Here is a 17,820-nt window from a genome sequence, read left to right as displayed (position 1 = left end):
GTCCCCGCCAGGATCGCGACCACGGCACGGAAAATCATCCTGCACCTGCCCGCGCACTGGCCCTGGGAAACCGGCTGGTCACAACTCTTCGAAGCGGCCTGCGGGCCACCCAGGACCGCCGCCATCTGACCACCCAGCCGACCCGGCGCRACCAGGACCACGGAACACCACCGGCAGCAAGGCCGGCAACCCAGTCATGCCCATCAACCGAACCCGGACCAAGATCAGAAACACCCCGCCCCATCAAACCTGACCGGTGGATCGAGGCTAAGGCGGCTCGGCTCAGGATGCGAGGCTCACCACGAGGTTGATGGTGGTCGCCAGGATCCCGACGCCGAAAACGTAGGCGAGCAGGCTGTGCCGCAAAGCAGCGGATCGCATTGCCCTGGTGGTGATCGACGTGTCCGAGACTTGGTAGGTCATCCCGAGGCTGAAGGCCATGTAGGCGAAGTCCGCGTATTGCGGCGGTTCTTTTTGGTTGAATTCGATGCCGCGGGGCGGATCGGACGTGTAGTACACCTCGGCATAGCGCAAGGTGAAGAGGGTGTGCACTAGGAGCCACGACGCCGCCGCACCGCCGAGGGCAAGCAGTGCGAGCATGAATTTGTCGAATCCGTGCGCGTCCTTGGCGCCGATCATCACCAGCACGACGGCGGCGAGCGAACCGACGGCGGCACACAGGATGAGGAGGTCGGCGGTGGAGCGCCGTGGATCTTCTTCCGTGGCGTGGCTTCTCGTCTGATCCGCTTTCATCGGTGTGATGACCGTCCACACGAAAACGTTGTACACCGCCGCGGCCACTGCCCAGCCCGCAGCGGGTGCGTAGATCCACTGACCCCATATTCCGGTCGCTACGGCCGCAGCGATGCCGGTAACGATCATGAGCCAAAATCGCAATTGCGAACGTTTGGCACGGGCAGACTTTCGACGCTGGTTCTTTGCTGCGGCGTTCATAGTCAGATCATGGCACGGGGGCTGACCGGCCCCGGCGTCACGCCACGCATACTTTTAGCGTCCGGCGTGGAGCCGCGTCCCGGAAAACCGGGGGATCCCGACGTCGGACGGTCCAGAAAGTTGCGCAGCGTGACGGCTCAACTTCCCGATCTGGGCGCGAACATGATCAGCGCGACGCCCAGAAGGCAGATCGTGGCTCCGATAATGTCCCAACGGTCCGGCCGGAAGCCGTCAAGTAGCATCCCCCAGGCCAAGGATCCGGCGATGAACACACCGCCGTAAGCGGCAAGCACGCGGCCGAAATGCGCGTCCGGCTGGAAAGCCGCCACGAATCCGTAGATGCCGAGGGCGACGATCCCAATGCCCGCCCACCACCATGGCTTGGCCTCCTTGACCGATTGCCATACCAGCCAGGCCCCGCCGATCTCGGCGATGGCCGCGAGGACAAAGAGGGCGGTGGATTTGAGGATGGTCATGGGTTCAGTCTGCCTGAGGCTGGCGCAGCGGTTCCATGCGGGTCATCCACCTACCTGGGTTATCCACATACGCGACGCCGCGCATTCCACCTTGCCGACACGCCGAATAGGCTTAGAGGCGGGAAATGGACTAAGATATTGAAGTCTGTGCTGCGCCCTGCTTCCGCTTCTGGAAGCGGTCAGCAGCACTGTTCATCGCAAATGAACCTCCTGTTACGGAAATGCCGTAACCGCTTAGCCCAAAGGAGGTGGGTTCACATATGCGTCCTTACGAATTGATGGTAATCATCGACCCCGAGGTCGAAGAGCGTACCGTAGAGCCGTCGCTTCAGAAGTTCCTCAATGTCATCACCACCGATGGTGGAACCATCGAAAAGGTTGACATCTGGGGCCGCCGTCGCCTCGCTTACGACATCAAGAAGAAGTCCGAAGGTATCTACGCTGTGGTGAACTTCACCGCCAAGCCGGAAACCGCCAAGGAACTTGACCGCCAGCTGAGTCTCAACGAGACCATCATGCGCACCAAGATCACCCGCCCCGAAGAGCAGAAGGTCGTTGCTGAGTAATTTCAGCTCCAGGCTTTCATTCTTTACCCCGCAGGAACGAACAAGGAGGCAGTAGATGGCAGGCGAAACCACTATTACGGTCATCGGTAATCTCACCAATGACCCCGAACTGCGGTTCACACCGTCAGGCTCGGCGGTAGCGAACTTCACCATCGCGTCTACTCCCCGGACCTTCGACCGCCAGTCCAATGAATGGAAGGACGGGGAAACCCTGTTCCTCCGCGCATCGGTATGGCGCGAAGCAGCTGAAAACGTCGCCGAATCCCTCACCAAGGGCATGCGCGTGATCGTTTCCGGCCGGCTGAAGAGCCGTTCCTACGAAACCAAGGAAGGCGAGAAGCGCACCGTTATCGAGCTCGAAGTCGATGAAATCGGCCCGAGCCTGCGTTACGCCAACGCCAAGGTCAACCGCACCCAGCGCTCCGGCGGTCAGGGTGGTCAGGGCGGCTTCGGCGGCGGCAACAACAGCGGCGGCTTCGGAGGTGGCGGCGCTGGTGCAAACCAGGGCGGCAACTCCGGCGGAACGTGGGGCGGCGGCCAATCCGCACCGCAGGAAGACCCCTGGGCTACCCCGGGCGTCAGCAATGCGGGTGGATGGGGCAACGGCCCGGATTCCGAACCTCCCTTCTAAACACTCATAAAAGCTCGACGCCGGAATCCGCCGGACGTGCCGCGAGGCACCCGGGTGGCGACCGCCGTCGAGCACCACCATCCCGTGGATCCATTCCACGGGCTCCATAGAAAAGGAGCTCCACGATGGCTAAGGCTGAACTCCGTAAGCCCAAACCAAAGTCCAACCCCTTGAAGGCCGCTGACATCACTGTCATCGACTACAAGGACGTAGCATTGCTGCGCAAGTTCATCTCCGACCGCGGAAAGATCCGCGCTCGTCGCGTCACTGGCGTCACGGTGCAGGAACAGCGCAAAATCGCCCAGGCAATCAAGAACGCCCGCGAAGTTGCTCTGCTGCCTTACTCCGGCGCTGGCCGCGGCTAAGGAAGGGATTAACTAACATGGCAAAGCTCATTCTGACCCACGAAGTAACCGGTCTCGGTGCTGCTGGCGATGTTGTCGAGGTCAAGGACGGTTACGCACGTAACTTCCTGCTGCCCCGCGGCTTCGCTCTGACCTGGACCAAGGGTGGCGAGAAGCAGGTTGAGTCCATCAAGGCTGCCCGCGCTGCTCGTGCCCACGCTTCGGTTGAAGCTGCACAGGCCCAGGCTTCTGCGCTTTCTTCCAAGAAGGTCAAGCTCGTAGTGAAGGCCGGCGAGTCCGGTCGTCTCTTCGGCACCGTCAAGCCGGCTGATGTCGCTGCTGCAGTTGAGGCCGCTGGCCTCGGCTCCATCGACAAGCGCAACGTTGAACTGCCGAACCACATCAAGTCTCTTGGTTCGTACCAGGCCAACGTCCGCCTGCACGAGGACGTTTCTGCTGTCATCGACCTCGAGGTCGTTGCCAGCAAGTGATGCAGGGTTCCCTGGAAGCTGAGCGTGCGAAGCTTCCAGGGGGCATCACGCAGCGCAAGTAGCGTCAGCTCGAAGGACCCTCGTCCCCGGTTTCCGGAGGCGGGGGTCCTTTGCTTTGCGCGGTTTCGGGGCCCGCGAACTGGCAGTAGATGCCCTCTGGCGGCTTCGTGAAGGGCAGTAGCTGCCTGTTCGCGCTAAGGGAAGGCTGGGTGGGGGGAACTTGATACCCTGCAGCGGTGAACTTTGAAACGATGCGCACCAGGCCCTTCTCGCAAGTGGATGTCTTCACTGACGTCCCGTACCTCGGCAATCCGCTTGCCGTGGTCGTCGACGCTGAAGGGCTTAGCGCGGAGCAGATGCAGCACTTCGCCAACTGGACCAACTTGTCTGAGACCACCTTCCTGCTGCCGCCCAGCAATCCCGCGGCCGATTACCGCGTGCGGATCTTCACCGGCAGCGAGGAATTTCCTTTCGCGGGACATCCGACGCTCGGTTCGGCGCATGCGTGGCTAGCGGCCGGCGGAGTGCCGAAGCAAGAAGGGATGCTGGTTCAGGAATGTGGCGCAGGCTTGGTCAAGGTAAAGCTCGACGGCGGCCGCCTCGCCTTCGCTGCGCCGCCACTCACTCGCTTCGGGCCCGTCGGCGAGGCAACCATCGAACAGTTGGCCGCTGGACTCAGCCTGCCCCGAACCGCGCTCCTGGATGCCTCGTGGCTGGTCAATGGCCCGCAATGGATCGGTGTGCTGCTCGAATCGGCCGAGCAGGTTCTTGGGCTCGAGCCGGACCTTGCGGCATTGGGTGATCTGAAGGTTGGCGTGATCGGTCCCCATGAAACGGGTGCCGGTGTCGATTTCGAAGTCCGGACGTTCATTCCCGGAGACGCCATGGTGGAGGACCCTGTGACGGGAAGCTTCAATGCGGGGGCGGCCCAGTGGCTGATCGGCAGCGGCCGGGCACCGGAGCAATACGTCGCGGCGCAGGGTACGGTGCTGGGCCGGGCGGGACGCATCCACGTCTCGGCCGAAGACGGCGACATCTGGGTGGGCGGGAGCTCGGTGATGTGCATCCAGGGAACAGTGCGGCTATAGCAGGGGAATAAAAAGGGTGGAGCCGCAGTTTGGGAGTATAGATGCAAACGCATGTACTCTGGTTTAAAGCCATCGAACCGCCCAGCAACAGGAGATCGCCATGGAGACCCGCCGCATAACCGTCCTTTCCGCCGGACTTGGCGTACCGTCGTCGAGCAGGCTTCTTGCAGACCAGCTCGCTGCGTCGACCAAGCGCCAGCTGGGCGATGCCGGGTACAAGGTGCAGGTGGACGTTATCGAGCTCCGGGACCTGGCCGTGGATATCGCCAACAACTTCGTCACTGGCTATGCAGCACCGCGCCTCGCGGAGGTGATCGCCGGCGTCGAGGATTCTGATGGCATCATCGCCGTCACGCCCGTCTTCAGCGCCTCCTACAGCGGGCTGTTCAAGTCCTTCATCGACGTTCTGGACCCGAAGTCCCTGGACGGCAAGGCAGTTCTTGTTGGCGCCACGGGAGGCACAGACCGGCACCAAATGGTGCTCGACTACGCCATGCGTCCGCTCTTCACCTACCTTCGTACCCGGATAACCCAGACGTCCGTTTTCGCCGGACCCCAGGATTGGGGAAACACCGACGACGGCGCGTCGCCGCTATCGGTCCGCGTGGACCGGGCGGCGGGCGAGCTTGCCCGGCTCCTGAGCGGCGAACAGCCGCACCGCAAGGCGGACGCGATGGAATCCCTGCCTTTTGAACAACTCCTCGCCGGGATCACCGCGGGACGATAGGGGAGCCTCGGCGGCCCGCTCCCGGCACTAGTCGTCCAACAGCTCGATGAACTCCAGGGCCTGCTTCATGCTGATGTCGGAATGCTTGGTCAGGGCCAACGCTGCCGCTTCGACATCGCCGCTCTTGGCCAGGGTGCGGATCCGTCCGTAGATCTCGTCATTGAGCATGTTGCTGCTCACCTCTCGCGTGACGTCGCCCTTGCTGGCGATTGCCCGGTAGCGGTACGGGAAGCGCTCCGGCTCGTCGTCGTCGGGCATGAGGTCCTGCGGGGCGGGTTCGGGTTTGCGGAAGGGCTGCGGGTGCGCTGCAAGGGCGCCGACGGCGTCCCGTGAGGCGCGCAGGCCTTCCCCGGTGGCGCTGAGGTACAGCTTGATGGCAGCCATTGCCTGACCTTGGGCGATCAGGGAATACAGCTGCCGGTGTTGATCCTCGCTGAGCTTTGCGGCGGCCTCGCGGGCCAGCTCCGCAGGGTCGGCCGCGTTGCCCGTGGCGGCATTGTCGCGACGTTCCGCGGAGCGGCGGGAGAGCACTCGGCTGATCAGCAGCACGCCGACGACGACGGCCGCCAGGATAAAGACCGGAACGAGTAGGGATGACATGCGCTAAAGCCGATCTATGTAGTTCTTGGCGGTCAACAAGTCCGAGTGGGTTTGCTGGCGCAGGAGCTTGATGGCCTGAATCTTCTGCCCACTGCGGACCATGCCCTGCAATTGCAGGGCGAACTGTGGATTCAACTGCCCATTGGGCAGAACGGGACCGTTGTAGCCGGCCTGGCCGACCCCCGGGCTGGCCCCGACTTGAGCCCTCAGCGCGGCCCGCGACTGGCTGTCCTGCTGGGACTGTTGCTGCGCGTTCTGGCTCGGTCTTGTGGATGCATCGATGCGGGCCCTTGCCGCCGTCGCCGCCTGCACTTGGGCGGCCTGGTGGGCTGCCGAGCGTGCGGCCAGCTCCCGTTGATAACGCTCGGCGTCGGACAGCCCTGAGCTGCGTGGCCTGAATGCCGCCGTCAGGGCCCAAATCACAGCCACAAGGATGATAACGGGCATTGCGACCAGCAGTACATCCCCCACGGTGAAACCCATACCTAGAGCTTATGTCAGAACGCAGTTATCCACAGCACATTCCTGCTTCGGCATGGCTTCTGAGAGCCGGCTGTCAAATTTCAGGAGATATTGTGGGGAGTATCACATTTTTGGCATATTTATCCCTCTTTGGGCCATTGGAGGAGGGGCGGGGCATGGATTGAGCGAATCGGCCTGTGGATGATCCCTAGAAGAAAATACTTTTGATCCACATGGCATGAAGAACGTCTTCCCAGCTCAGGGGCTATTTGCCGTAAAAAGAATTTCTCTTTCCACAGGGTCATGCACAGACTGTGCACAAGTAGGGGTGTGTATTCCACACTTTATCCACAGGCCCGGCTTGGTGCCTAGGAAAAGCAGGGCTAACGTGGCTGAGTACCTGCTTTAGGTACTTGGAAAACCCCTGTTTCTTGTGGACGGCACCTTGGTGCCGTCGAAAAGCAGCACGCCCGCGGACCTGTCTGTGGATAAGTTGTGGAAATCTCGGGAACCCAAAATTGTCGGTGCCCTACGGAACAGTTTGGACCAGCCGGCATAAACGGCGCGGTCGGAACAACCCACACCGGGGCATTGGCCTACCGCACCGCCGGGAACACTTATCTGCCGCGGTACACAATGGAGGACGGCTTTGTCAGTTACGCACTTGGATTCGATCGAGGGCGGCCGGACGTCGGACGCCAGCCGCAAACCTCCCCAGGACATTCCCGCTGAGCAATCAGTTCTCGGCGGCATGATGCTGTCCAAGGACGCCATCGCCGACGTCGTGGAAATCGTCCGTGGCCATGACTTCTACCGCCCGGCCCACGAGACCATCTACGAGTCCATCATCGACCTCTATGGCCGCGGCGAACCTGCCGATGCCGTCACGGTGTCCGATGAGCTGACCAAGCGCGGCGAGATCAACAGGATCGGCGGCCCTGCCTACCTGCACGAGCTGATCCAGACCGTGCCCACAGCGGCCAACGCAGGCTACTACGCCGAAATCGTGGCTGAACGCGCCGTGCTGCGCCGCCTCGTCAACGCCGGCACCAAGATCGTCCAGATGGGCTACGGCCAGGACGGCGAGGTCGAAGACCTCGTCAACCAGGCCCAGGCCGAGATCTATGCCGTGGCCGAACGCCGCACCGCGGAAGACTACGTGGCGCTCAAGGACGTCATGGAATCCACCGTTGACGAGATCGAGGCATCCGGCCACCGCGGAGAGGGCATGACGGGGGTCCCCACCGGGTTCTACGAACTCGATGAGCTCACCCATGGCCTGCACCCGGGCCAGATGATCGTCATCGCCGCGCGCCCCGCCGTCGGTAAGTCCACGTTCGCGCTTGACTTCGCCCGTTCCGCCGCGATCAAGAACAACCTCGCCACGGTGATGTTCTCCCTGGAAATGGGACGCAACGAAATCGCGATGCGCCTGCTGTCCGCGGAAGCCACCATTGGCCTTCAGGACCTGCGCAAGGGCACCATCAAGGACGAGCAGTGGTCCAAGATCGCCACCACCATGGGCCGGATGAACGACGCGCCGTTGTTCATCGATGACAGCCCCAATATGTCCCTCATGGAAATCAGGGCCAAGTGCCGTCGCCTGAAGCAGCAGCACGACCTCAAACTGGTGATCCTCGACTACCTCCAGCTCATGAGCTCCGGCAAGAAGGTGGAATCCCGCCAGCAGGAAGTCTCCGAATTCTCGCGTGCCCTCAAGCTGTTGGCCAAGGAGCTCCAGGTTCCGGTCATCGCGCTTTCGCAGCTCAACCGTGGATCCGAACAGCGCCAGGACAAGCGGCCCATGGTCTCGGACCTCCGTGAATCGGGTTCCATCGAGCAGGATGCCGACATGGTCATCCTGCTTCACCGCGAAGACGTCTACGACAAAGAATCCCCGCGCGCCGGCGAGGCTGACATCCTCATTGCCAAGCACCGTAACGGTCCCACCAAGGACATCGTGGTTGCCTTCCAAGGGCACTACTCCCGCTTCGCCAATATGGCGGGCGAGACTGGCGGAGGCGGCGGATTCTAGGAGGTCGCGGTCGGCCAGAAGACGAGGTCGGTTTATCCGGTCCGGGCGCTACAGTGCGTTGATCGTGATGATCTTGTGGATCTCGGACCGGGTGGACGCCAATCGTCGCACTGCCTACCCGCCGTTGAGCAAATGATCGGGCATCCGGGTTCCGGGAGCCCGTCCCCGGATCTCCAGCAGTTCGCGGGCGTGGGCGTGAAGGCGCCGATCCTCGTCGGTTTCCGGTACCCAGGGCGGGATCGGAACGGACGTGCCGGTTTCGTCCCTGGCCACCATGACCGTGAGGCAGTAGGTGGTCAGGTTCATCTCACTGCTCTTGGGGTTTCCGGAGCGGACATGGACGGCAATATGCATGCCTTTGTGGCCTGTGTAGACGAGACGGGCTTCTACTTCCACCACGTCGCCGATCAAGAGCGGGCGGTAGAAGCGCACACCCCCGGAGAACACCGCCACGGTGTCCTTGCCGCAGTACCGGGAAGCGCACACGTAGGCGGCCTCATCGATCCACTTCATGACGATGCCGCCGTGGACCTTTCCGCCCCAGTTCACGTCAGTGGGGGCCGCCATGAAGCGGAGAACGACGCGCTCGGCCGTGCCGGCGTCGGTATATTCCTGTGCGTTCATGGCTTCGACAATTTTTTCCCGTACGGCGATCCGCGCGAGGGCGTTGTCACGCTGCTCGATTTCTTCCGGCGTCGAGGGCTCGAACTGGGGGACTGGAACCGGGCGCCCGTCGGGACCGACCGCAACGAAGATCACAAGGCACTGGCTGCGCATCGTGGCCGGCCCGCCCTTGGGGTCGCCGGAGGACACGATGGTCCGGATGTGCATGGAAGAGCGGCCCGTGTAGACGATGGTCGCTTCGACCTCGACCATGTCTCCGCTGTTGACGGGGTCGGCGAAATGGATGTTGCCCACATAGGCCGTGACGCAATAGGACTTCGCCCAGCCGACAGCTGCCGCGTAGGCGGCCTTGTCCACCCACTCAAGGACTGTGCCGGCGTCGACGGATCCGCTGTGTCCCACGTCGGTGGGGGAAGCAAGGAACCGCAGCGTGACGGAGTGGGAGGGGAGCTCGCTCATGACGTGAGTGTATCGATGGTGTGGATCATGATGCGCTGTATGACGGGCTGGCGACGCCGGAGTGGACCAGCGACACCCAAGCTGGCCAGTGTCACGCAAACGGGCTGGCGACGCCCGGATTCGGGAGTCGCCAGCCCGTTTGCGCACCGCGGGCGCACTTGGGTGTCGCCGGCCTAGGCGAGAATGCGCAGCTTGGAACCCTTCCGGCCGAAGACAGCGGCGTCGATGGAGATCCGTCCGGCGCCGGTCAGGGCCACGGCCGCCGCTGCCGCAGCGAGGGCCAGGACAAGTTCGAACCCGCCCTTGTCGGCAAACAGGCCGGCCGGGGCGTGGACCAGGAACAGGGCGCCGAGCATGTCCAGTGCAAGGAGGGCGGCGAAGACGCGGGTAAGCACGCCCGCGATGAGGGCAATGCCTCCAATAAGTTCGATGGTTGCCACGATCGGGGCGACGACGTCGGCGGCGGGTACGCCCATCTTGCCGAAGGCGGCCTGTGTGCCGGCGATGCTGAACTCGGTGAATTTCTGCCAGCCATGCGCGGCGAAGATGAAGCCGACGATGACGCGCAGGACGGTAAGGGCTGTGTTGGTCAGGGTGGATTGGTTCATGTGTTTGCACCGTTTTCGGGTAGCGGTTGGCTGTCGTGAAGCCCCCAAGGCCAAGGCCGAATTTGTTGAAGCTTCAACTCAAGCTTTTCGAACTTTGCTTGAAGTGTCAAACAAGCGCGGGACTGCGGGCCGCCTCCGCAGTCCCGGCGGATCCTATTGGCCCTTCCGCTTTGCTTCCAGCCAGGGCTTCAGGAGCCGGGTGGTGACCGGCAGGAAAATGTAGACCATGAGCGGCGTCAGGATGCAGATGTTCAACAGAACCTGGAGAACCAGCGGCCAGCCCAGGACCAGGGGGTGCAGCAGGAAATTGGCGAGAAGGCTTAAGGGAAAGAACGGCAGGAAGATGCTGACAGCCTGCTTCCATCGTGGCGGCACCACGGTCTCCGGGACCACGAGGTTCACGTCGCCGGGTTGTGAGAACCATCCTTCGATGCCGGAACGGCGCTCCACCCGTGTGACCTCCATGAGCTCGGTGGCGCTTTCGATCCACCATCGGCGCTCTCCGGATTCCTCCCAAGCCTGCAGGGTTTCAGCGTCCGCGAAGCGATAGAGCATGTGCCATTCATCGGAATCGGCTGCCGTCCGCACCCACCCTGAACCCAAGTAGCCGGGCCATTCCCGGGCAAGTTCCTGGCCCGCGTGGGCCCATGCGTTGGCTTGGCGGGTGTAGCCGGGAGTGATGGTGCGGGCGACGGAAACGGTGATGGGATGCTCGAGCGACACCTCAACAATCTACCCGCCTGTGCCCCGCTAGGCTGGGAAAGTGCCCCAAACAGTGACTCGTCCCACCGCGCCCTCCACTGCCCGCGAGATCCTGCGCCTGGCTGTCCCCGCCTTTGGGGCGCTCATCGCAGAACCCCTCTTCCTCTTGGCCGACTCCGCAATTGTGGGGCACCTTGGCGTTCCTCAGCTGGCGGGCGTGGGGCTGGCCTCCACCCTGCTGTACACCGCCGTCGGACTTATGGTCTTTCTGGCATATTCGACGACTCCCGCAGTGGCGCGGGCCATCGGGGACGGAAAGCTCACCAAAGCGCTGGCCGCAGGGCGCGACGGCGTCTGGCTGGCCTTGCTGCTGGGTACCGTCCTCGCGGTGGCTGGCTTCTTCGCGGCTGAGCCGCTGGTCGGGTTGCTTGGAGCCAGCGGCGAGGTGCGGGCATACGCCGTCGAGTACTTGCGCTGGTCCATGCCGGGACTCGTCGCCATGCTGCTGATCTTCGCTGGCACCGGCGTCTTGCGCGGACTGCAGGACACCCGCACCCCCTTGGTGGTCGCAACAGCGGGCTTCGCCATCAACATCGCCCTGAACTGGACCCTCGTCTACGGGCTGCACTTGTCCGTGGCGGGGTCAGCCATCGGTACCAGCATTGCTCAATGGGCCATGGCTGCCGTCTATTTGGTGATGGTTGGACGGAATGCCCGGCGCCACGGGGTTTCATTGCGACCGGACTGGCGCGGAATCCGCACGATGACCACCGTGGGTTCATGGCTCATGCTCCGCACCCTCAGCCTGCGCCTGGCTATCCTGGCCACGGTCCTGGTGGTCACTTCCCAAGGGTCCGTGAACCTCGCCGCGCACCAACTCGCGATGACCATTTTCTCCTTCCTCGCCTTCGCCCTGGACGCCTTGGCGATTGCTGCGCAGGCCCTCATCGGCAAGGAACTCGGCGCCGCCCGTCCGGCCCGGGCGCGCGATCTCACCCGCACGATGATCCGCTGGGGCGTGGGCTTCGGAGTGGTGACCGGTGTGCTCCTCGCGGTGGCCGCTCCGTGGGCAGGCTTCCTCTTTACCTCCGACGTCGGCGTTCAGTCCGCGCTCACGGGGGCACTGTGGGTGCTCGCCGTCGGGCAGCCCCTCGCGGGTTACGTCTTCGTTCTGGACGGCGTGCTGATCGGCGCGGGAGATGCCCGCTACCTGGCGATTGCCGGCGTCGTGAACCTCGCGGTATATCTGCCGCTTTTGGCGGCAGTCCACCTGACCGGGCCCGACGGCGCGGCGGGGCTCGTGTGGCTCTGGATCGCGTTCGCGCTGGGCTACATGATGGCCCGCGGGGTCACTCTGGGGCTGCGCGCCCGCTCCGACAAATGGATGGTCCTCGGTTCCCACTAAACTGGACTCGTGACTCTCCCCGCCTCTTCAGCGACTTCATCCACGCCTACAGCAGCTGGTCTCTGGAAGCCCGTACTTCTCCGCGCCGGTGCCGGGCTGGTGTTTGGAGCCGTGACCGTCTTCTGGGGCTCGCCATCCGTTCACGTTCTGGCCTGGGCTGCCGGGCTCTACCTGCTCGCAACCGCGGGCGCCGCGTTCCTGGCCGCGAGTGTTCCCGCAGCCGCGGCCGTCGTCGTTGGCCTGGCAGGGGTGGGTGCCTTGATCACGCAGTCCGACACGGGTGCCGGCGTTTCCGCGCTCGTAGGATTGCTGGTGCTCGGGGCGTTTGAGCTGGTCCGGGGATTCCGGCAGCGCGGACGGCACGTGCTTGCCCGCGACTGGATCATTTCCGGTGTGGTGGGCATTGGCACCGCCGTTGCTTTGCCGTTCTTCATCAGCCTTGGAGCGCACGCGCTTCTCGGTGTTGCCGGCGGCGGCGCCATCATCTCCGGAGTCTTGTGGGTGCTGTCCGGGCTGAGCCTGCGGCACGATGGGCGAACGCCCTCCGCCGAGGCCGTAAACTAGTAGTCGTACGTTCTACCCTGCGTAGAACTCTCAAGGCGCGCACGGCGCCAGCACCCACATTGGAGGAATGACCTTGGCTGACCAGAAACCAGGAGAGCCGCGCAAGATGCGGACCTCGGTGAAGGGACCGCTGATGTTCTCCGCGTTCTGGGGCGTCTTGATCTTCTTCGCCGTGCTGATTTTCGCCTCCGGCGGCAGCGCCCGCACTCCGCGCTTTGACCTTGCCTTTACCGGCGCCGGCATCGCATTCATCGTGAGCCTCGTACTCGCTGCGATGCTTTCCATGAGCCACAAGGAAAACGCCGAGCACCTCGGCAAGGGCTCGGGCGTCAACCTGAGTTCCAGGAAGCCGGGCCAAGGCCACGGTTCTGCGGCCCCCCAGGCGGGCAGCGAAGCGGAAACCCCCGACGCAGACTAGGCCGTCTTGGTCTTGTTTTGTGCCACGGCCTTGTTTTGTGTCACGCAAGACAACTTTTTGCCAGCTGGCCGACGCAGCAACCACGGAAACCCGCGGCAGGCCGCCGTCGTGCGCCCTTAAAAGTTGCACGGCATGACGCCCGCGCCCGCTCACTCCGTGCCTGAGGCCTTCCGGGCCCGGTAGGCTGCCACGTGCGTTCGGTTGGCGCAGTTGCCGGTATCGCAGTAGAGCTTGGATCGGTTGCGGCTCAGGTCCAGCACGACGGCGTCGCAATCGTCCGCCGCACACACCCGCAGGCGGTCCATTTCCTTGCTGCGGATGACGTCCACGAGTGCCATGGCAGCTTCCGTGCCCATGCGTTCCGCGAGGGGCGCTTCGGGGGTGGTGGCGTGCAGATGCCAATCCCAGTGGTCGTGCTTGACCAATTGGGGAAGTGCACGTGCGTCGGTGAGGAGCTCGTTGACGGTCTTTGCGGCCGCGTCCTCATCGGACGTCCACAGCGAAGCCAGCTGGCTCCGCAGTCGCTTCGCGCTGAGCAATTCGGCCTCGGTTCCCTCCCTGGTCCCCGTGAATTCTTCCGCGTCGAGGAAGGCGTGGAGCTCGGCGACACTCGCAAGCGATTCCGTGCCGTTGGCGGCCGTATTGATCAAATTGACCACACTTCGAAGCGCCACCTCAGTGTCAGGTGCAAAAAGCACTTTGACTCCTTACATCTCTCGGGAGTATTGTCAGCAGCGTAACCCATTTTACTCCTGACAGGAGGCTGCTGTGTCAGCTGCAACAAACCGGGCTGGTGCTGTGGGCTTCATGGCGTCGGGCCTGGGGCTCGCGCTCTTTTCCTCAGCGGTCTTCGGTTTGTCCGGCTCGTTTGCCAAGTCCCTCCTGGAAACCGGGTGGACCCCCGGCGCTGCAGTTGCCATCCGATTGAGCGGTGCTGCACTCATCTTGGTGATCCCGGCCGTCGTCGCTCTCCGGGGCCGTTGGCACCAGCTCAAGGACAACTGGCTCACCATCCTGCTGTTCGGCGTGATCGGTGTTGCGGGGTGCCAGCTTTTCTACTTCAACGCGGTGTCCAGGCTGTCCGTGGGCGTCGCCCTCCTGCTCGAATACCTCGCGCCAACCATGATCGTCTTGTGGCTGTGGGCCGCGAGCCGACGCCGACCCCGGGCCCTCACCGCCATTGGAACGCTGCTTTCCCTCGGCGGACTCGTCCTGGTGCTCGATCTCACCGGCTCCGTGAAGGTGGACTTCGTCGGCGTCCTGTGGGGCATGGCCGCGGCCGTCTGCCTGGTCATCTACTTCTTCATCACAGCCAAGCAGAACGACACGTTGCCGCCCATCGTGCTGGCTTCCGGCGGTCTCATGGCAGGTTCAATCCTTATCTGGATTGCCGGCGGAACCGGTCTGCTGTCCATGACTTTCGCCACCACGGACACGCAACTCGGGCCGTGGACCACGCCGTGGTGGGTCTCGATCGCCGGCCTCGTCATCCTGTCCACCGTGCTGTCCTACGTCACGGGGATCATGGCAGCACGAAGCCTTGGCTCCAAGGTGGCATCCTTTGTCTCGCTCACGGAAGTGTTGTTCGCAGTGGTGTGGGCCTGGCTGTTGTTGGCCGAGTTGCCGGGAGCCATCCAGCTCGTGGGCGGGGCACTCATCGTGTGCGGAGTGGTCTTGGTGCGAATCGACGAGCTGCGCGCGGACAAGCGTGATGCCGCGGAGCCCGGTAAAGACTACGCGGCCCGGCAGCTTGACCACGCGAACGACGTCGAGCCGGTTCCTTCCGAGAGGGCGCTCTAAAAACCGAGCCTTGATGGGGGACCGGGGCCTAGCATATTGATATGTGCCGGAACATCCACACCCTCCACAATTTCGAGCCACGAGCCACCTCGGCGGAGGTGGAAGCTGCAGCCCTGCAATACGTGCGCAAGATCAGTGGCACCACCAAGCCGTCCAAGGCCAACGAGGAGGCCTTTGCCGAGGCTGTCCATGAGATCGCGCATATCACGCAGCATCTGCTCGATTCCCTTGTGACCCATGCGCCGGCGCGCAACCGCGACGAGGAGGCGGCCAAGGCCAGGGCCCGCGCGGCCGTTCGTTTCGGAACGGCCTAACCTCCCCAATCTGACTGGCAGTTGTTGTCGTTCTCACGCCGGATAACGACAACAAGTGCGAGCTAGTTGGGTGGCCAGTTGGCGGTGGGGACTACTTTGCGAACGAGCGCAACCGGAGCGAATTTGCGACCACCAGGACCGAGCTCGCAGCCATGGCCGCGCCGGCGATCATCGGGTTGAGCAAACCAAGGGCTGCCACGGGGATGCCGATGGCGTTGTAGAAGAACGCCCAGAACAGGTTTGTCTTGATGGTGGTGAGCGTCTTCCGGGACAGCTCGATGGCTTGCACCAGCTGGCCGAGGTCGCTGCCCATCACGGTCAGATCCGAGGCCTCGATGGCCACATCCGTGCCCGATCCCATGGCGATGCCAAGGTCGGCTTGCGCCAGGGCTGCGGCGTCGTTGACTCCATCCCCGGCCATGGCCACAGTGGAGCCCTCGGACTGAAGCTTCCGTACCGCGTCCACTTTGCCTTCCGGCAGGACCCCCGCGAATACGTCTTCCGGGGCGATCCCGACGGCGGTGGCCACTTGGGCGGCGACGGCGGCGTTGTCTCCGGTCAGCAGCAGAGGGCGGATCCCGAGTTCCTTGAGCTTCGCGATGGCTGCCGCCGAACCGGGTTTGATTGTGTCCCTTAGCGTGACTATTCCAGCGGGCTTCCCGTCCACGGCAACCCAGATGGCGGTAGCGCCACCGGCTTCCTCGGAGGCCAGTGCCTGGCGCTGTGCATCGTCAGGGAAGATTCCGTTGTGTTCCAACCAGCCAGTCCTGCCGGCAACGACCGTTCGCTCGGCGCCATTTCCGGCTCCGTTCAGCACAACCATCCCCCGGACTCCGCCGCCCGGGGCGGAACTGAAGTCCTTCACAGCGGGGAGCGGGCCGGCGTCGGGCATTGCGGACTTGGCAGCAGCGGCAATGGCGTGGGCGATGGGGTGCTCCGACGCTGCCTCGACGGCGCCGGCGAGCGACAGGACATCGGCGGGGGAGTGGCCGTTCAAGGCCAAGGTGTGTCCAACGGCGAGCTTGCCGCTGGTGACGGTTCCGGTCTTGTCCAGCAGGATGGCGTCCACAGTGCGCGTATCTTCAAGCACCTGTGGACCCTTGATGAGGATGCCGAGCTGCGCGCCCCGACCGGTCCCGGTCAGGAGGCCAACGGGTGTCGCGAGCCCAAGCGCACACGGGCAGGCAATCACGAGCACCGCCACAGCAGCCGTGAACGAGGCATTGAGGTCCCCGCTCAGGGCGAGCCAGAATACGAAGGTAACGACGGCGATGACCAGCACGACCGGAACGAAGACGGCGCTGATGCGATCGGCGAGCCGTGCAATCGGGGCCTTGCCCGTCTGCGCCTGGCTCACCAACCGCCCCATTTGTGCCAGCGTAGTCTCGGAACCCACTCGGGTCGCGCGGACCAGCAAGCGGCCTGAAGTATTGATGGTGGCCCCCGTGACCTGGCTTCCCGGTCCGACCTCCACGGGCACGGATTCACCTGTGACCAATGAGGCATCCACGGCAGACGAACCGCTCGTCACCAGACCGTCCGTGGCGATCTTCTCTCCCGGTCGAACCACGAAGACGTCCCCTGCCACGAGTTGCTCGGCCGGGATCTTGTGCTCGACGCCGTCGCGTAGCACCGTTGCATCCTTGGCTCCGAGATTCAGCAGGGCCTTGAGGGCATCGCCGGCCTTCGCTTTGGCGTTGGCCTCAAGGAAGCGGCCCAGAAGCAGGAAGGTGGTGACCACGGCCGCAACTTCGAAGTACAGCCCACCGCTCACGCCTCCCATGGTCTCCATGCCGGGGTGTTCAGTCATCATGGGGTTGGCAAAGAGCTGCCACGCAGAGTAGAGGTATGCGGCCAGGACACCAATGGAGACGAGCGTGTCCATGGTCGAGGCGAAATGGCGCGCGTTGATGGCGGCGGCGCGGTGGAAGGGCCAGGCGGCCCACGTCACCACGGGAAGTGCAAGTGCGGCGGCCACCCAGCCCCATTGCGGGAACTGTAAAGCCGGAATCATCGAAATGGCGAAGACCGGGACCGTCAATATGGCAGCGGCGATTAGTCTCGGCCTTAGCTGGCGGGACGCAGGGCCGTGGTGCATGTGGTCGCCTTGGGCTCCCGGCGGGTGCGCCCCGTGGTTCCCTTGCGCGCCGCCACGGCGGTCGCCTTGCGCGCCGGTACCGGCGCCATGGTCGTTGTGGTCGCCAGAAGCCTCGGCGGCGCCGACCTTACCCGCGCTGCCTTCGGTGTCGGTCTCGAGCGCGCCGAGCATGTCGGTTTCGCGATCGGGAGCCGTGGAGGGGCTTGGCCTCGGTTCGCGGATCCAGGCTTTGTAGCCCGTTGCGTTCACTGTGTCCACGATTTGTTGGTCGGTGACGTTGTCCGGAACTGTTACCTGGGCCGATTCGAGGGGGAGATTGACTGAAGCCTCCACGCCGTCGAGCTTGCCCAGTTTCCGCTCTACGCGGGCCACGCAGGATGCGCAGGTCATACCCTCGATGTCGAGTTCGATGATTCGCGTGCCCGTTTGGTGGAGGATCTCATGATTGCTCACA

At 63.6% G+C, this 17,820-nt stretch carries 21 protein-coding genes; 12 read left to right on the top strand and 9 right to left on the bottom strand.

The genetic code is table 11. The annotated features are described in order from the left end of the window. Nucleotides 1–282: 282 nt before the first annotated feature. Complete coding sequence (locus AB4Z38_RS19550) at nt 283–954, bottom strand: DUF1345 domain-containing protein (RefSeq protein WP_441431235.1); 672 nt, start codon at nt 952–954, stop codon at nt 283–285. Nucleotides 955–1,091: 137 nt separating this feature from the next. Next, nucleotides 1,092–1,430 carry a YnfA family protein gene (locus AB4Z38_RS19545; RefSeq protein ID WP_441431234.1) on the bottom strand — a complete coding sequence of 113 codons (339 nt, stop codon included), beginning with the start codon at nt 1,428–1,430 and terminating at the stop codon, nt 1,092–1,094. Between the two features lie 260 nt (nt 1,431–1,690). On the opposite strand from AB4Z38_RS19545, the gene rpsF reads away from it, so the two are divergent. From rpsF to AB4Z38_RS19515, 6 genes are all read left to right on the top strand, one after another. Beyond that, entirely contained in the window at nt 1,691–1,996 is a 306-nt protein-coding gene (gene rpsF, locus AB4Z38_RS19540; RefSeq protein ID WP_028267876.1) for a 30S ribosomal protein S6, read from the top strand. A 55-nt stretch (nt 1,997–2,051) separates the two neighbouring features. Continuing rightward, nucleotides 2,052–2,627 carry a single-stranded DNA-binding protein gene (locus AB4Z38_RS19535; RefSeq protein ID WP_078107100.1) on the top strand — a complete coding sequence of 192 codons (576 nt, stop codon included), beginning with the start codon at nt 2,052–2,054 and terminating at the stop codon, nt 2,625–2,627. A gap of 125 nt (nt 2,628–2,752) precedes the next feature. Further along, nucleotides 2,753–2,992: a 30S ribosomal protein S18 gene (gene rpsR / locus AB4Z38_RS19530; protein WP_003800144.1), complete on the top strand. Its 240-nt coding sequence runs from the start codon at nt 2,753–2,755 to the stop codon at nt 2,990–2,992. A 17-nt stretch (nt 2,993–3,009) separates the two neighbouring features. Beyond that, the gene (gene rplI, locus AB4Z38_RS19525) at nt 3,010–3,462 is read left to right on the top strand and encodes a 50S ribosomal protein L9 (protein ID WP_234752901.1); all 453 of its coding nucleotides are present in this window, start codon (nt 3,010–3,012) and stop codon (nt 3,460–3,462) included. 251 nt (nt 3,463–3,713) lie between these two features. After that, nucleotides 3,714–4,550, top strand: coding sequence for a PhzF family phenazine biosynthesis protein (locus tag AB4Z38_RS19520; RefSeq protein WP_441431237.1), 837 nt, complete (start codon nt 3,714–3,716; stop codon nt 4,548–4,550). A gap of 100 nt (nt 4,551–4,650) precedes the next feature. Continuing rightward, nucleotides 4,651–5,277 carry an FMN reductase gene (locus AB4Z38_RS19515; RefSeq protein ID WP_441431233.1) on the top strand — a complete coding sequence of 209 codons (627 nt, stop codon included), beginning with the start codon at nt 4,651–4,653 and terminating at the stop codon, nt 5,275–5,277. A 27-nt stretch (nt 5,278–5,304) separates the two neighbouring features. On the opposite strand, the gene AB4Z38_RS19510 is transcribed toward AB4Z38_RS19515, so the two are convergent. Both AB4Z38_RS19510 and AB4Z38_RS19505 read right to left on the bottom strand, forming a co-directional pair. Then, complete coding sequence (locus tag AB4Z38_RS19510; RefSeq protein WP_441431232.1) at nt 5,305–5,877, bottom strand: hypothetical protein; 573 nt, start codon at nt 5,875–5,877, stop codon at nt 5,305–5,307. Nucleotides 5,878–5,880: 3 nt separating this feature from the next. Next, nucleotides 5,881–6,360 carry a hypothetical protein gene (locus tag AB4Z38_RS19505; protein WP_441431231.1) on the bottom strand — a complete coding sequence of 160 codons (480 nt, stop codon included), beginning with the start codon at nt 6,358–6,360 and terminating at the stop codon, nt 5,881–5,883. A 628-nt stretch (nt 6,361–6,988) separates the two neighbouring features. Between AB4Z38_RS19505 and dnaB the strand changes: the two genes are divergently transcribed. Continuing rightward, nucleotides 6,989–8,374, top strand: coding sequence for a replicative DNA helicase (gene dnaB, locus AB4Z38_RS19500; RefSeq protein ID WP_078107106.1), 1,386 nt, complete (start codon nt 6,989–6,991; stop codon nt 8,372–8,374). A 114-nt stretch (nt 8,375–8,488) separates the two neighbouring features. On the opposite strand, the gene AB4Z38_RS19495 is transcribed toward dnaB, so the two are convergent. The 3 genes from AB4Z38_RS19495 to AB4Z38_RS19485 all read right to left on the bottom strand — a co-directional run bounded on the left by AB4Z38_RS19495 (nt 8,489) and on the right by AB4Z38_RS19485 (nt 10,788). Then, a complete protein-coding gene (locus AB4Z38_RS19495; protein WP_441431230.1) occupies nt 8,489–9,457 on the bottom strand; it encodes an acyl-CoA thioesterase in 969 nt (322 codons plus the stop codon). Between the two features lie 173 nt (nt 9,458–9,630). Continuing rightward, entirely contained in the window at nt 9,631–10,065 is a 435-nt protein-coding gene (locus AB4Z38_RS19490) for a DoxX family protein (RefSeq protein ID WP_441431229.1), read from the bottom strand. A 153-nt stretch (nt 10,066–10,218) separates the two neighbouring features. After that, entirely contained in the window at nt 10,219–10,788 is a 570-nt protein-coding gene (locus AB4Z38_RS19485; protein WP_441431228.1) for an antibiotic biosynthesis monooxygenase, read from the bottom strand. Nucleotides 10,789–10,828: 40 nt separating this feature from the next. Between AB4Z38_RS19485 and AB4Z38_RS19480 the strand changes: the two genes are divergently transcribed. The 3 genes from AB4Z38_RS19480 (at nt 10,829) to AB4Z38_RS19470 (ending at nt 13,154) form a co-directional block, all read left to right on the top strand. Then, nucleotides 10,829–12,172 carry an MATE family efflux transporter gene (locus tag AB4Z38_RS19480; protein ID WP_441431227.1) on the top strand — a complete coding sequence of 448 codons (1,344 nt, stop codon included), beginning with the start codon at nt 10,829–10,831 and terminating at the stop codon, nt 12,170–12,172. Between the two features lie 9 nt (nt 12,173–12,181). Continuing rightward, nucleotides 12,182–12,736 carry a hypothetical protein gene (locus tag AB4Z38_RS19475; RefSeq protein ID WP_441431226.1) on the top strand — a complete coding sequence of 185 codons (555 nt, stop codon included), beginning with the start codon at nt 12,182–12,184 and terminating at the stop codon, nt 12,734–12,736. Nucleotides 12,737–12,803: 67 nt separating this feature from the next. Beyond that, complete coding sequence (locus tag AB4Z38_RS19470) at nt 12,804–13,154, top strand: hypothetical protein (protein ID WP_441431225.1); 351 nt, start codon at nt 12,804–12,806, stop codon at nt 13,152–13,154. A 149-nt stretch (nt 13,155–13,303) separates the two neighbouring features. Here AB4Z38_RS19470 and AB4Z38_RS19465 read toward each other — a convergent pair whose 3' ends face one another. Beyond that, a complete protein-coding gene (locus tag AB4Z38_RS19465; protein ID WP_441431224.1) occupies nt 13,304–13,852 on the bottom strand; it encodes a CGNR zinc finger domain-containing protein in 549 nt (182 codons plus the stop codon). A 70-nt stretch (nt 13,853–13,922) separates the two neighbouring features. Between AB4Z38_RS19465 and AB4Z38_RS19460 the strand changes: the two genes are divergently transcribed. Both AB4Z38_RS19460 and AB4Z38_RS19455 read left to right on the top strand, forming a co-directional pair. After that, nucleotides 13,923–14,954, top strand: a complete 1,032-nt coding sequence (locus AB4Z38_RS19460; RefSeq protein WP_441431223.1) for an EamA family transporter — start codon at nt 13,923–13,925, stop codon at nt 14,952–14,954. Between the two features lie 41 nt (nt 14,955–14,995). Beyond that, complete coding sequence (locus AB4Z38_RS19455) at nt 14,996–15,268, top strand: DUF2277 domain-containing protein (protein ID WP_059388822.1); 273 nt, start codon at nt 14,996–14,998, stop codon at nt 15,266–15,268. Nucleotides 15,269–15,359: 91 nt separating this feature from the next. Here the strand turns inward: AB4Z38_RS19455 and AB4Z38_RS19450 are convergent, their stop codons facing one another. Beyond that, on the bottom strand, nt 15,360–17,819 hold the full coding sequence (locus tag AB4Z38_RS19450) for a heavy metal translocating P-type ATPase (RefSeq protein ID WP_441431222.1): 2,460 nt from the start codon (nt 17,817–17,819) through the stop codon (nt 15,360–15,362). Between the last annotated feature and the right edge of the window lies 1 nt (nt 17,820).

The organism is Arthrobacter sp. 2RAF6 (assembly GCF_052115205.1).
GTDB lineage: Bacteria > Actinomycetota > Actinomycetes > Actinomycetales > Micrococcaceae > Arthrobacter.
The sequence above is the reverse complement of the archived record's forward strand: the minus strand, read 5'-3'. Positions and strand labels throughout refer to the sequence as shown.

Bases quoted from the DNA above. Each gene is read 5' to 3' on its own strand.
- AB4Z38_RS19550 (WP_441431235.1), bottom strand. From the start codon at position 954: ATGAACGCCGCAGCAAAGAACCAGCGTCGAAAGTCTGCCCGTGCCAAA.
- AB4Z38_RS19545 (WP_441431234.1), bottom strand. From the start codon at position 1,430: ATGACCATCCTCAAATCCACCGCCCTCTTTGTCCTCGCGGCCATCGCC.
- rpsF (WP_028267876.1), top strand. From the start codon at position 1,691: ATGCGTCCTTACGAATTGATGGTAATCATCGACCCCGAGGTCGAAGAG.
- AB4Z38_RS19535 (WP_078107100.1), top strand. From the start codon at position 2,052: ATGGCAGGCGAAACCACTATTACGGTCATCGGTAATCTCACCAATGAC.
- rpsR (WP_003800144.1), top strand. From the start codon at position 2,753: ATGGCTAAGGCTGAACTCCGTAAGCCCAAACCAAAGTCCAACCCCTTG.
- rplI (WP_234752901.1), top strand. From the start codon at position 3,010: ATGGCAAAGCTCATTCTGACCCACGAAGTAACCGGTCTCGGTGCTGCT.
- AB4Z38_RS19520 (WP_441431237.1), top strand. From the start codon at position 3,714: ATGCGCACCAGGCCCTTCTCGCAAGTGGATGTCTTCACTGACGTCCCG.
- AB4Z38_RS19515 (WP_441431233.1), top strand. From the start codon at position 4,651: ATGGAGACCCGCCGCATAACCGTCCTTTCCGCCGGACTTGGCGTACCG.
- AB4Z38_RS19510 (WP_441431232.1), bottom strand. From the start codon at position 5,877: ATGTCATCCCTACTCGTTCCGGTCTTTATCCTGGCGGCCGTCGTCGTC.
- AB4Z38_RS19505 (WP_441431231.1), bottom strand. From the start codon at position 6,360: ATGGGTTTCACCGTGGGGGATGTACTGCTGGTCGCAATGCCCGTTATC.
- AB4Z38_RS19495 (WP_441431230.1), bottom strand. From the start codon at position 9,457: ATGAGCGAGCTCCCCTCCCACTCCGTCACGCTGCGGTTCCTTGCTTCC.
- AB4Z38_RS19490 (WP_441431229.1), bottom strand. From the start codon at position 10,065: ATGAACCAATCCACCCTGACCAACACAGCCCTTACCGTCCTGCGCGTC.
- AB4Z38_RS19470 (WP_441431225.1), top strand. From the start codon at position 12,804: ATGACCTTGGCTGACCAGAAACCAGGAGAGCCGCGCAAGATGCGGACC.
- AB4Z38_RS19455 (WP_059388822.1), top strand. From the start codon at position 14,996: ATGTGCCGGAACATCCACACCCTCCACAATTTCGAGCCACGAGCCACC.